The sequence below is a fragment of the Coprococcus sp. RTP21428st1_C9_RTP21428_210409 genome, from assembly GCF_040227395.1.
Taxonomy (GTDB): Bacteria; Bacillota; Clostridia; order Lachnospirales; family Lachnospiraceae; genus Coprococcus; species Coprococcus aceti.
The window spans coordinates 1-13,514 of the sequence record NZ_JBEHVV010000011.1; the positions used below are offsets into that span (position 1 = coordinate 1).

Sequence of the window (13,514 nt, forward strand, 5' to 3'; positions counted from 1 at the left end):
ACGTTCCCTTATCACGTCATCAGACACACTCTTGTTGAAGAACAGCATGGCTGCAAATTCATCACCGCCCATACGGCATGCATGGTCATCACCGCGGAGTGCCGCCTGCAGTGTCTGTGCCACAAGGACAAGATATTTGTCGCCATTGTGATGTCCGTAGGTGTCGTTGTACTGCTTGAATCTGTCTACATCCATCATGATCATCACCGCTGTGTGCGTACACTCAAGAAGTCTCTGCTCCATGTCACTTCTAAATGCCGCATGGTTCAAAAGTCCTGTGAGGGGATCTGTACGATAGGTATTCTCCCAGTTTCTGAGTCTCACATCCGCCTTATTCTGCTCCGCATCTGTCAGCATCTTCAAAGCATATGTACTTGATACATCCACTATTACTATTTCTCCTCTGTCTTTCTGAAGTGCCGAATCATAAAACATTCTTCCAGTACATAATACATATATATCCCTGCCATCCTTCCTATGTATCTTGTGTTCCTGAAATACAAATGTGCTCTTTGCCAGATTCGCATTTACCTGACAGAGATATTCTGTTTTATCCTCGTCCGGTATAAGGTCGATCTGGGTTATGATATTATTCTCTATGTCCTCCTTGCTGTAACCCGTAAGCTCCTCAAAATTATCGTCTACAGATATGATCCTCCAGTTTTCATCCACCAGATATCTGCTATATTTGACTGTATGTACACGAAACGCATCCTTGCCATATTCAGTAAAATCCACCATCTGTCTGCGCGCCATAATCCGGATCTCTGTCTGTTCGTCGTCTGTGCTGGCGCCATCACCATCAGCGTCCGCCAGACCATCTCCTGGGGCAGTTCGATCACCAACATTCTCTTCATTACCATCTGCACCGACACCACCATCAGCAGCCCTCTGCTTTGAGTCAGCTGCCAGCGAATCTGCATACTTCTCTGATACAAGCCTGATAAACTCCGAAACTATATATGGATCAAACTGGCTGCCCGCGCAGCTCTTTAATTCTTCTATCGCTTTTGATATCGGCATACCCTTTCTGTAAGGTCTGTCATTGATCATTGCGTCAAATGCATCGACCACCGCGATCACACGTGACAGAACCGGTATGCTTTCACGGCTCAGTCCATCCGGATATCCATTTCCATCCCATCTCTCATGATGATGCCTTATCTCCTCCGCGATCTGTCTGAGTTCTGTGTTGCTCATGGCGATCTCATAACCCTTCTCAACGTGAGAACGCATGATCTTCCATTCCTCATCCGTGAGTTTTCCCGGCTTGTTGAGTATCTCCATAGGAACTCCTACCTTCCCTATGTCATGGAGCAGACAGAGCAGCGCCAGCTTGCTCTGCTGGATATCTGACAGCTCTATTCGTCTGCCAAGCTCAGCCCCCATCTCCTGTGTACGACGCACATGCTGTTCCGTATCGCTGTCGCACTCCTCAAGAGCCCTTATAAGCGATGTCAGCATATCTGAGTGCAATGATTCACTGTCCACAAGCTTTTTTGTCTTCATGGCTGTTGCCGCATCAGTGATTGCAGCGACGATGCTCTGTCCCTCATCCGCAGCCACCCCCACTGCATACTGTATACTTCCATCATACTGTTCTTTGACCTTTTCAACACATGCCGCCATCTCTTCCTCACTGCTGTGACTGCAAAGTGCTATCAGGTGAGCATCAATACCCCTGACATAATATGTTCTCTCCGGAAAGTTCTTTCTCATGATGCCCGCAAGTGCATTTATCCTCTGGTCACCCGCCTGATTACTACGAGTGCTGTTGATCACAGACAATCCATTGATATCGCATATTGCCACTCCAACCGGAAACGTAAAATGGTCCACCTCTTCCATGGCAAGTCTCTGAAAGCTATCCCATTTCTGAAATCCTGTAAGCATATCCGTCTCCAGAGATATATCAGAAAATACGAACATCTGACCAAGTCTGCGGCCTTCCTTGTTGTCAAGCCTTCTGATATCGCACCTTAAAGGTCTGTCTCCATCATCACCTTTTATATAGCACTGCAGAGAAAAACTGTCGTCATCAGCTGCAAGATCAACGGACAGATCATACGTCTCAAGAAACTGCTGCAGATTCTCACATTTGCAGAGGAGTTCCTTTCCAAGGAAATCATCCGCCCTGTCATTGTGCAGGATCAAATGATTGTCATAATCAAACAAAACTATTCCCTGACCTATATTCTCGAATATGTTTGTCTTTAGTTTGTTGAGCATTCCATGGGTTGAATAATTAAAGCAGCTCCAGTACAGAATATATGATGTAAGACTGTAGCCACAGATGGAATAATCCAGAAGTTTGTATACCTCCGCTCCCGGAACGTAGAGAAATATTGCATTTATCCCGACAAGCGCAAGAATTCCCAGGATGACACTGCTGTACTGCAAACGATATTCATGTGGAATCTTGCAAAGCTTCTTTAAAAGGAGTATGAGTACCACTCCCACCAGCGCATATGAAAAAACCAGATGCATATCATACAGCGGTTTCATATCATAGCTGTATTTTGCTATCACGGTGTCTCTTCTGACATACCCTATCGCTATATTTTTGAATGGGTTTATGGCAAATATTACAAGCTCATACAGACAGTAAAAAAAGCAGACGCCTATCGCTGCTCTTCCATACTTTGAAAAACGTCCTTTTGTAAAATAAACAATAAATATGAGCAGACATACCAGCATATAATCAATGCTTACGAAATATATACTCGACATGACGGACATGGCCATATACGAATCGCTTATAATGCTGATAAGATAACTGACATCGACTATAGCTGCTCCTATGCAGGCAAGTCCCAGAAACCTTCCAGTCGTCTTATTCTTTTTTATGGATTTCATACCCAGTATAATATCTGTAGCGGCTATTATGATCGATAAAAAGACATATATCTTCAAAACGACTTCATTCATACTCATTCCTCCTGAAGCGCAGCAAAATATGGTTATATTTTACTACGTATCAAGATATGGGGCAATGTGGAAATTTTACCTATTCTCTCCCTTTTGAACATAAATTTCACTTGGTCTGACGGAATTCAAATATTGAACACACCTGTATTTGATGATAAAATCTACTATATTTATTGAATTTGGAGAACTAAGATGCAGAAAAAAATCGCTCTAATAAATGATGTTACAGGATTCGGAAGATGTTCCATCGCTGTCATGGCGCCGATAGTGTCCGCCATGAAGATCCAGGCTGTCACTGTGCCAACAGCAATACTATCTACACATACACAGTTTCCTATATTTTACTTTGATGACTACACACCCAAAATGCGGGATTACATCCAGACCTACAAAGATCTGGAGCTGCAGTTCGATGCCATATCAACAGGATTTCTCGGTTCTGAGGAACAGGTTGATATAGTTATCGACTTTATCAAATACTTTAAAAACGAGAAGAATTTTGTTATCGTCGATCCAGTCATGGGTGACTACGGCAAGCTGTACCCAACCTATACCGCGTCTATGTGCAGCAAGATGAAGGAGCTTGTAAAATATGCCGACATTATCACTCCTAATCTGACGGAGCTTTGCACCCTCCTTGATCTTCCATATCCGGAGCACACTGTGACCGTGAACGAGCTAAGGCAAATGTGCATGGCCCTGGCGGAGCAGGGACCGGAACATATCGTTGTGACAGGAATACATTTCAATAAGACTCAGATAGCCAACTTCATCTACAACAAGGATGAGGATTTCCAGATGGTCATGGTTGACAGGATCGGCGGCGACAGGAGCGGCACCGGAGATGTGATCGCAGCCATCATTGCGGGTATGTATCTGAACGGACACAGCGTCTATGAGTCCGTGAAAAAGGCCGCTTCATATGTATCAAAGTGCATAAGCTACTGCGTTGAGAACAATGTTCCGGAGAACTGGGGATTGTGCTTTGAGATGTACATGAATGATCTGACTGAGGAATAACTTAAACGATTGGAGATTCAACTATGGTTTTATACACTGTAACCGGAAAAGTCGGTGAGGAAGGTTACCTCGACATTGCAAAGAGCGGGGATCTCACAGGCAAAAATATATATGTAAACATGACAAACAAATGTCCATGCAGCTGTGTGTTCTGCCTGAGGCAGACAAAAAAGCAGCAGGAGAACAATACTCTCTGGCTGAAGGATGGCGAGCCTTCTATAGAGGAGGTTCTGGAGCTTTTCTCAAAGTATGACCTGAATATCATAAATGAACTTGTATTTTGTGGATTTGGCGAGCCTCTTGAGAGACTGGAAGACGTGTGCGCGGTGATCGATTCACTGAAAAACACATATCCCAATCTCAAAGTCCGTCTCAACACCATCGGACTTGCCAATCTTATATATGGGAGAGATGTCACACCTGAGCTTGAGGGCCGATTCGACACTGTATCAATATCCCTGAACGCCCCTGATGAAAATGAATTTCTTGAACTGACCAGATCACGCTATGGGATCCAGTCCTACGCGGCCATCAAGGATTTTGCCGTTCTTGCCAAAAGGTACGTGCCACACGTTGTCATGACAGTTGTTGACAAGGTCATGCCCGAGGATAAGATCAAGCGATGCCGCCAGATATGCAAGGATTTAGGCGTGACTTTGAGGGTTCGCCCATTTGAAAATTAACCGCATTTTACAGTGACACTTACAAAGGAGGTACCGCTATGTTTCAATCTCTAGAGTTAAAACACCCAAGATTTTATCAGATATTCCGCCTGTTCATCGTCGTATTTGCATCTATACTATACGCATGGAATCTCCGATGCTTTGCCAAGACCGCAGGACTGTTTCCAAGTGGGTTCTCCGGAGCATCCCTGCTTCTCCAGAACATTGGAATAAAATTTCTGCACATAAGCGTGCCTTTTGCAGTATTCAACATTGGACTGAATCTATTTCCCACATACATATCATACAAATATATCGGCAAAAGATTTACCCTCTATTCGATCATAGTCATTCTTCTGTCGAGTATATTTGTGGATATTCTGCCATCATATGTATTCACTGACGACATAATGCTTGTAAGCCTGTTCGGCGGTCTCATCAACGGACTCGCCATCAGCCTGTGCCTGAACGTTGGAACCAGCACCGGGGGAACTGATTTCATCAGCATATTCCTGTCCCACCAGAAGGGTATAGATGCGTGGAACTACATACTGCTCGGAAACATCGTGATGCTGATCGCCGCCGGTGCACTGTTCGGCTGGTCAAAGGCTCTGTACTCCATCATCTACCAGTTCTGCAGCACGCAGGTGATCCAGCTTCTGTATAAGAGATATAAGAAAGAAACGTTGTTCATCATCTCCGACAAATCAAATGAGATCTACCACGCCATCAGCGACCTGACTCACCATGACGCTACTCTGTTCAAGGGTGTCGGATGTTACGAGGAGAAGGAGAAAACCCTCATCTACTCCGTCATCAACTCGGAAGCGAAGCGTGAGCTCATACCGATGATCCGTGGGATCGATGAGCACGCATTTATCAACGTGGTCAAGACCGAGGAGCTGGACGGAAGGTTCCATGATATTCCTCACGACTGATGATCAATGAACTGCCACTTGTATCCGAACGATCATAATACCTTTACGAAATGAACGCACAATAAACATTCCTATCACCAAATACATATCTCTTATAAGTTGGCCTTATACAGCGTACCGCGCCTCTTCATCCACACAAATGCTCCCACGCATATCACTATGGATATAAATGATCCAGCCGGTGCCGCAAATCCCATCGGGAACAGGGTGTCTGGATACATGACAGATGCCAGATATGATCCCGGAATTCTTGCACATACTATGGCTATCATATTGTGAATAAACCCTATATAGGATTTGCCATAGGCACAGAAATATCCGGTGAAACTGAAATGTATTCCCGCAAATACGCAGTCCACTATATAACTGCTGATATACTGAACTCCCATCGCTACAACTACTTTGTTCTTACTAAAGAGTCCCACAAGTTCCGGTGCAAATATTTCAACTACCGCAATAGCTATGGCTCCGTATACCACTATGATCCCCAGCGCATACCTTAGTATCTGCTCCGCCCGGTCATGCTTTCCTGCGCCAATATTCTGTGCGGCAAGTGCCGACACTGTGGCGAGCATTGACGATGGAACTATGAAGATAAAGCTTATCATCTTCTCCACAACGCCCACTGCCGCCGCGTCATTTACACCACGTTTATTCGCAATGACGGTTATGATGATGAATGCTATCTGTATACAGCCGTCTTGAACAGCCACCGGAAGACCTATCTTTACGATCTCTCCGAGCACAGATCTTCTCGGGACAAAATCATTTTTCGTAAGTCTCAGCCCTGTGTTCATTCTCTTTATCGCCACAAATGATATTATAACGCTGAAGGTCTGTGCCAGCGTCGTTCCAAGAGCAGCGCCAAGAGGGCCCATGCCACAGACACCTATAAATATATAATCAAGTGCAATATTAAGGCCGCATGCAACCGCGATGAAGTACATAGGACTCTTAGAATCGCCAAGTCCCCTGAATATGGAACTTATCACGTTGTATGCTGTTATAAATGGAATTCCTATGAAGCATACTATCAGATAATCCGTGATTCCTTTGACAGCCTCCTCCGGGGTATCCATAACTGCAACTATTGGATTTATAAAAATGAGCAGCATTACTGTAAGCAATACTGATATTATCATGAAGATGGTGACTGTATTTCCTATGGCCGCCTGTGCATCCTGAAGCTTCTTCGCCCCCACTGCTTTTCCTATGACAACAGTTGTTCCCATGGCAAGTCCCACCAGAATAACCGTGAGCATGTGCATGACCTGGGAGCCATTTGCCACCGCTGTGGTGGCTCCGGCATCATTGCCACAGAACTGCCCTATGATGAACAGATCCGCCATCCCGTATAGAGTCTGTAGAAAATAAGATAATAGATAAGGCAGTGCAAAGTACGCCATCGTCTTTGGCACACTGCCGGTCGTAAGGTTCTTTTCCATTGATTTGTATGGCCTCGTCTTTCATGTTGATGTGGACGGAGGGCGTCCGTTACCTCCGTCCCCACATGATATTAAACCTTACAACAATTGTAATGTCAACACATCAACTCTACCAAGGATACTGTCCTTTCTTGGCATATGGCAGGAGTTTTCCGTCAAACTTGATGATGACTCTGTGGTTGCCCTCGGCATCCTCAGTCACATCCACGTCAAGGCCAAAATCGATGGCACTCATGATGGCATTTCCGCCCTGCTCGTGGATTATGTCCTTGATGGCAGGGCCATATGTATCAATGACCTCATGAAGTCTGTAGAGAATAGGATCTGTGTTGCCCTTATAAGGATGCTCGGCAAGAAATGCCGTAGCCGCCTTGTCTATTCCAAGTGCCTCCGCAAGCTTGTCACAGTATTCCTCTGGCACATACTGCTGTCCCTCAAACGCCGAGGCAAGCCATACTTTATTCACACCTACTTTCTCTGCAAGTAACTCATATGTGAGGCCGCTCGCCTTCTTTGCGGCTTTGAGTGCGTCAAGTTCATCTGCATGCTGTAATCTGATAAGATAATCTGCGTTGTTCATTGGTGTCATAATATCATCCTCCTTTGATACTGTTCCGGCATAAAACCGCCGAAAAAAATAGAGGCACTGCGAAACATCGCAGTACCTCTTTGTACTTTCTGAATTAATAATAGTCCTATATTCCCAATATTGCAATATACAACACCATGTATTTTTATCTTCTATTTTTCAGATACAACCTATCAGGCAACTATTATGGACATGAGATAGAATGGAGTAGTTCCTGAACACTCATCATTGATCACTGTTATCTCTAAAGTGTGGCTTTTGTTCTCTCCATGATGGAGCACCGGTTCTATATACAGACAGTCGCCCCAGTCCTCATCAAAATTGCCATCCAGCAATATCGGATGATCCGTATCACCGTCAAGGACTGCCTGTGCCCTGACCGCCGGTCTTGATATGGTCTTTCTGTACTGTATACCAATACAGCTTCCCTCAAGTTCAAATATTATGCTGTCTCCAGCATTTACTCCTGTCCAGCCATTTTTGAAGTGATCCAGATGCCCGAGCTTCTCATGCGTATCTGCTCTGAAACCAGAAAGCTTCGGGCTGATCTCCCGTATGGTAAGACGTCTTGCATTCTCATAGGCATTTGCCGTCATCGGAGACGGAAGTGTCCACGAACTTGCTGATTCTGTCATATCTCTTGCGATTTCTGCAAGCACATTTGTTATCTCTGCCGCCACCAGTCCATGTCCCTTGTCATTTGGATGCAGGCCATCCGGTGTGATCTCATCCTGCGTGTACTCTCCCGCCTTCATTCGGCTGTACACAGTCTCCCTGATACTCACATGCGGCACGCCGTAATAATCCGCAACACTGTTATGTATGTCCTCCGCAGTGACTCCACTGTCGTAATATATGTTGTTCAGCACCATGACTGCCGGCCTTGAATTCCATCCGAGCAGCTTCCTGATGACGCCCTCGTAGGTCTCCCGACACATCTCATTTCTAGTATCGTTTACGCTGAAATCCACGATCACAAAATCCGGCTGGTACATGAGCACATCCGTTACCGCCCTGGACACGCCATAGTATGAATCCGTTCCTCCGATTCCACCATTTACATAGTTGAATTTCGCCTGTGGAAATGTATCACACCACCACTTGTATACCCTGTATGCATAAGTATTTTCATGCTCCGTCGCCAGACTTCCCTGCGTTATCGAACCGCCAAGGAAACCTATTGTAAGTTCCTGTCCACTCTGGGCGCGCTGTATAACTGATTTTATTCTTTCAAGATCATAATTTTCCATGGTTTAACCTCCCCATTTGATCATCAGCTCATTAATAATCCTATATTACCTCTAAGTTAGGATATAATTTAATTCCACCCCTCAATTTCGAGACCTTCTATATATTCGGCCAGCTCCGTTGCCATCTCACACGCCTCTGGTATCCTCAAATGTCCTGGCGTGCCGAATCCGTTTCTTCCATATACGTAATGAGTTATCATTTTATCATTCATATTGTCAACCACTTCACCTATAGCCTTGTCCCATGAACAGTCGTGGCAGAGAAGTGTGGTACAGCAGATTATGTGTGCATCCGGATATGTCTTCCTGAGTTTTCCCAGAAATTTCATGTAGTGGTCACGCCACGTTTCCGCCTGCCTGCCGTTATAGTCATTTTTCATAAAATCATACGGATGGTTGTCATTCTGCCCTATAGCAACTATAACAACCTGAGGTGTGTACTGGGAGAAATCCCACTGTGTCACCGGACCAAATGTAGGGTTGTAGTGAACCTTATCCCACACACTTTCCATGCCAATCTGATTCGGCTCTTGGAACCATCCTATCCTGTCCATGAGAGCTATCCCTCCCTGGGCTATGTCATGAATCTGTGCTTTCAGCTTTCTTGCAGTAATCCACGCATACGAATACCAGCTGTTTGAATAACCGCCATTGTGTACTGGGTCTTCCTTTCCAACGCAGTCGACAGCCTCCGATACCTCGCCCGCTGACACCGAGTCTCCATACACCTCTATTCGCCTGCCTGACAGCGGTTTCAAAGGAAGAAGTCTCTCCCCATCTCCAATCTCATACTCAAGTATTGTTACCTCATGGCATGCATCCTGTCTCTTGAAGAACAGTACACAATGTTCATTTGTATCGTTATCCGGAACAACTATATCAAGTTCTGTAATTCCCTCTTTATTTAAAAGATAACTTCTCTGCGACTGGTCGATTATACATCCAAGATAATTGTCCCAGTAGTTATTCCTGTTGGACACCTTTATCTTAAGAGTATTGCCCGTAAATTTCATCTCCGCAGATGTACAAGGATATACCCACACCGGCTTCTCCGCATCTGTCCAGTCAATACGTCCTGTATACCTGATCATAACATCATTTGGCTTGATCTTCATAATATTGTCTCCTGTCATTCCATTTGTTCTATATACATTATACATTTCTGTTTTCATATTAGTTAAGCTCTACCTAATAGTCAAACTTAATTTAGTTAAATATTAATTATTTTTTAATCACTTTAAACAAAATATGATTGAGAAGGTAGTTTCATATCTATAACACACCCCCATATACGTCTATTGATTATTTTTAACTGCAGTTCTATTATATGAAAGTAAACTATTCAATACATTTTGTAAGGAATGAAATCTATGAAAAGAGTAAACTTTGAAAATGGAAAGATAACTCAAAATATACTCGGTGTGGCCATGCCTATGCTAGTGGCTCAGCTCATAAGTCTTCTGTACAACGTGATCGACCGGATCTACATAGCAAGAATACCTGATGTGGGCACCGCTGCTCTCGGCGGAGTCGGTCTCTGTTTCCCGATCACCATCATAATCACTGCCTTCAGCAATCTGTTTGGCAGTGGCGGTTCCCCTCTGTTCTCAATCAGAAGAGGGATGGGGGATGATAAAACCGCAGATACCATAATGAATACAGCCTTCACTATGTTATGTGGTGCTGCCATTATTCTCATGGCTGTCGGTATGATATTTGCAAGACCGCTGTTGGTCCTGTTCGGAGCATCGAAAAGCGCACTCACATATGCGTACCCATATATGATGATATATCTGCTTGGCACTCTGCCATCCATGGTATCAACAGGCATGAACCCATTCATCAATGCACAGGGATATTCTGTAACAGGTATGCTGACAGTGGCCGTCGGTGCTGCCGCCAACTGTATTCTCGATCCCGTATTTATATTTGTCCTACATCTCGGCGTCAGAGGTGCGGCCATAGCCACCGTGATATCGCAGATCATGTCTGCCGCTTTTGTCCTCTACTTTCTGAAGAACAAAGCCGAATTGCAGGTAAAGCTGCTTTCATTGGGACAATTCAGGGAGTGTGTGACATATGCAAAGGATATTGTCAGTCTGGGAACCGCTGGATTTGTGATGCAGCTCACAAACAGCCTTGTATCAATATGCTGTAACAGTGTCCTGTCACGTACCGGAGGCGATGTCTATGTGTCAGTCATGACCATCGTGTCAAGCGTCAGACAGATCGTCGAAACTCCTATCTGGTCAATAGCCGAAGGTGCTTCCCCAGTCATCAGCTACAATTATGGAGCCAGAAAGCCCGATCATGTCAAAAAATCCATAGCCATCATGTCTCTGCTTGCAGTGATATATATGGTCATAGCATGGGGAATCATCCTGATTGCTCCGGGAGCACTTATATCTGTATTCAGCTCCGACAGTTCACTTATAAGTGACTCCATCCCGGCTCTCAAAATATATTTCGCTGCATTTGCATTTATGCTGCTTCAGTATATCGGCCAGACTACTTTCAAATCGCTGAACAAGAAAAAGCAGGCGATTTTCTTCTCTCTGCTCAGAAAGGCGATCATCGTAGTCCCTCTTACATACCTGCTGCCGTATGCTTTCCATCTCGGAACAAATGGCGTATTCATGGCTGAACCTATATCAAATATACTCGGAGGAAGCGCATGCTTTTTCACAATGCTGTTAACCGTAATACCGGAGCTTAACCGGATGAAAAAATAAAAATGATCCCACAGATATCCATAATAATATCTGTGGGATCAATAATTCTCTCTCTATTTTATTGTCTGGTTAAACTGCTTATCATCTAAGCTGCCTTCTTATCCTGAGTCATGTCTTTTGCATCTGGAGCCGTGATATCCTCTGATTCACGGTGCATCTTCTCACCCCAGTTTTCATCCACAAAGCATTTGATTGCTGCTACAAGTGCTATAACCCCAAATGTATAAGCCAATATATCCATTGCCATAATTATCTCTCCTTCACTGGTAATCTCTATTACATTTAATTCCCAATGAAGGTGCGTTTCTTCCCGTCTGACCTATGTATATATTCCAGGAGTATCCATCTGCGGCTGTTTGTCATCTCGGGATATCTGCCTGCAGATGCACATACACAGAATATCAGACTCAACAGCAATGCCGCAAGAACCGCCGACAGCATCCATGTATCGTCTATGGATTCTTCTGAATTTCCAGTCCGTATGTTTCTTGTCTGGATCACAAGCCCCGCAGAACTGTCAACCATGAGCACATCGTTGTTCCCGGCGTCTATTCCCCGACTCTCACCAAGCAATGATACCGAATGCGCAGAATAATTCCTGACATTCGGGTTGTAAAGCCCACAAACTCCAAGATATGAGACGCACATAACCACAGCAATTATCCATGCATATATATTGTAATGCGCTCTGCATCCTGCCATATGTGCCACCTCCCATACTTGATAAATACATCTGTCTTACTTACCATGTATTATATTATATAAGGGAGTTTTTTTCTTCCGATACACCGCTTCTTTAGCTGTCTCTTTGCCGTTTATTTGTCAATTCTTATCCTGCTCAGGCTGGACAACCTCTATCCTGAACACATTGATCGTGTCCACATCAGGACAACAGAACATTGCAGTTCCCGGCTCATTTCCCGGGATGGTTCCACCATATCTAAGAATATCCACATATGGAAATGCCACATGCATGGCCATGGGACAGAGCTGCCCTCGCTCAGTATCAAAATCGTAGCTGTCACCTATCTTATGCCCCCTGTGGCAGCCGTGAGGGCCTTTGCGGTCTATGAGTGTTATCTTGATCTGCGGTCTGCTCATTCCGTTATCACCTCTATGTACTGTTCAAGAGGGATTCCCTTGTACTTGTCAACATTGTCCTTGTTCAAGGCTATAAGCTTCTCCACCACTTTCATGGCTAACTGCACACTGTCTTCTATGCTGTGTCCGCCTCTGTACTTTCCGATAAGCACAGCAGAGAATATATCACCGGTTCCCGGAAATCTCACAGGAATCTCTGTATATGGGAACACGTTCATTTTGTCTGTCTCGCCATCCAACAGGAGAGTGCTTGTCTGTCCATCTATATTCACGCTGGTAATAACTACGGTCTTTGCTCCATATCCGTGAAGCGTATGTGCCAGATCTTCGGCCTCCGCCATGGTCAGTATCCTCTTGTCAGTGTATTTGCTGGCAAGAAATGCTGCTTCTGTGCAGTTTGGCACTATGAGATCCGCCACTTTGCACATCTGTCTCATATAGCCAACCGTATTCTCCGTAACACCGTTGTACAGGATTCCGTCATCGCCCATGATCGGATCGACAAATATAAACGCACCCTGGTCTTTCTTCTTCTCACAGAACTCAGCCACAAGCCTGGTCTGTTCCTCCGATACAAGAAATCCGGTTGCTATGGTGTCAAATGTAAATCCAAGCTCACCCCACACTCTCATGCTGTTCTTCATATATCCGGTCGTCTCAAGTATATCGAACTTCCCGTAGTCCAGTGTATTTGACACGAGTGCCGTCGGAAGGTTGTACACCTGGAATTTCATGTTGGACATTATCGGTATCATCGCTGACAGTGCAACCTTGCCATAACCAGCCATATCGTTTATAAGCAGTATATTATTCATAGTCTCTTCCTCTTCCTGATCAATTAAAGTATAT

13 protein-coding genes are annotated in these 13,514 nt (G+C 44.7%); 4 read left to right on the plus strand and 9 right to left on the minus strand.

Annotated elements, in window-relative coordinates; genetic code table 11:
• Positions 1-2,928 (minus strand): HD domain-containing phosphohydrolase (locus tag ABUA34_RS03730; protein WP_349822861.1); only part of this gene is annotated, 2,928 nt, incomplete at its 3' end.
• Between the two features lie 192 nt (positions 2,929-3,120).
• Here ABUA34_RS03730 and ABUA34_RS03735 point away from each other — a divergent pair.
• Genes ABUA34_RS03735 through ABUA34_RS03745 form a run of 3 tightly spaced genes read left to right on the plus strand, consistent with a single transcriptional unit; the run spans position 3,121 to position 5,548 of the window.
• Positions 3,121-3,948 (plus strand): pyridoxamine kinase, encoded by an 828-nt coding sequence (locus tag ABUA34_RS03735; RefSeq protein WP_349818991.1) that lies wholly within the window; start codon positions 3,121-3,123, stop codon positions 3,946-3,948.
• A gap of 23 nt (positions 3,949-3,971) precedes the next feature.
• Positions 3,972-4,631 (plus strand): TatD family nuclease-associated radical SAM protein, encoded by a 660-nt coding sequence (locus ABUA34_RS03740; RefSeq protein ID WP_055147560.1) that lies wholly within the window; start codon positions 3,972-3,974, stop codon positions 4,629-4,631.
• Between the two features lie 38 nt (positions 4,632-4,669).
• Entirely contained in the window at positions 4,670-5,548 is an 879-nt protein-coding gene (locus ABUA34_RS03745; RefSeq protein ID WP_055147563.1) for a YitT family protein, read from the plus strand.
• A gap of 92 nt (positions 5,549-5,640) precedes the next feature.
• On the opposite strand, the gene ABUA34_RS03750 is transcribed toward ABUA34_RS03745, so the two are convergent.
• The 4 genes from ABUA34_RS03750 to ABUA34_RS03765 form a co-directional block, all read right to left on the minus strand.
• The gene (locus ABUA34_RS03750) at positions 5,641-6,993 is read right to left on the minus strand and encodes an MATE family efflux transporter (RefSeq protein ID WP_349822862.1); all 1,353 of its coding nucleotides are present in this window, start codon (positions 6,991-6,993) and stop codon (positions 5,641-5,643) included.
• Between the two features lie 109 nt (positions 6,994-7,102).
• Positions 7,103-7,582 carry a cyanase gene (locus ABUA34_RS03755; RefSeq protein WP_349822863.1) on the minus strand — a complete coding sequence of 160 codons (480 nt, stop codon included), beginning with the start codon at positions 7,580-7,582 and terminating at the stop codon, positions 7,103-7,105.
• Positions 7,583-7,755: 173 nt separating this feature from the next.
• Positions 7,756-8,832, minus strand: a complete 1,077-nt coding sequence (locus tag ABUA34_RS03760; protein WP_349822864.1) for an SGNH/GDSL hydrolase family protein — start codon at positions 8,830-8,832, stop codon at positions 7,756-7,758.
• 68 nt (positions 8,833-8,900) lie between these two features.
• On the minus strand, positions 8,901-9,947 hold the full coding sequence (locus ABUA34_RS03765; protein WP_055222948.1) for an SGNH/GDSL hydrolase family protein: 1,047 nt from the start codon (positions 9,945-9,947) through the stop codon (positions 8,901-8,903).
• Between the two features lie 255 nt (positions 9,948-10,202).
• Between ABUA34_RS03765 and ABUA34_RS03770 the strand changes: the two genes are divergently transcribed.
• Positions 10,203-11,564 (plus strand): MATE family efflux transporter, encoded by a 1,362-nt coding sequence (locus ABUA34_RS03770; RefSeq protein ID WP_055222946.1) that lies wholly within the window; start codon positions 10,203-10,205, stop codon positions 11,562-11,564.
• 85 nt (positions 11,565-11,649) lie between these two features.
• On the opposite strand, the gene ABUA34_RS03775 is transcribed toward ABUA34_RS03770, so the two are convergent.
• The 4 genes from ABUA34_RS03775 to ABUA34_RS03790 all read right to left on the minus strand — a co-directional run bounded on the left by ABUA34_RS03775 (position 11,650) and on the right by ABUA34_RS03790 (position 13,480).
• Entirely contained in the window at positions 11,650-11,811 is a 162-nt protein-coding gene (locus ABUA34_RS03775; RefSeq protein ID WP_022216273.1) for a hypothetical protein, read from the minus strand.
• A gap of 35 nt (positions 11,812-11,846) precedes the next feature.
• Positions 11,847-12,266 (minus strand): hypothetical protein, encoded by a 420-nt coding sequence (locus ABUA34_RS03780; RefSeq protein WP_055147572.1) that lies wholly within the window; start codon positions 12,264-12,266, stop codon positions 11,847-11,849.
• A 120-nt stretch (positions 12,267-12,386) separates the two neighbouring features.
• A complete protein-coding gene (locus tag ABUA34_RS03785) occupies positions 12,387-12,665 on the minus strand; it encodes a TIGR04076 family protein (RefSeq protein ID WP_055222944.1) in 279 nt (92 codons plus the stop codon).
• Complete coding sequence (locus ABUA34_RS03790) at positions 12,662-13,480, minus strand: pyridoxamine kinase (protein WP_055147575.1); 819 nt, start codon at positions 13,478-13,480, stop codon at positions 12,662-12,664. The genes ABUA34_RS03785 and ABUA34_RS03790 overlap by 4 nt, the downstream gene beginning before the upstream one ends.
• Between the last annotated feature and the right edge of the window lie 34 nt (positions 13,481-13,514).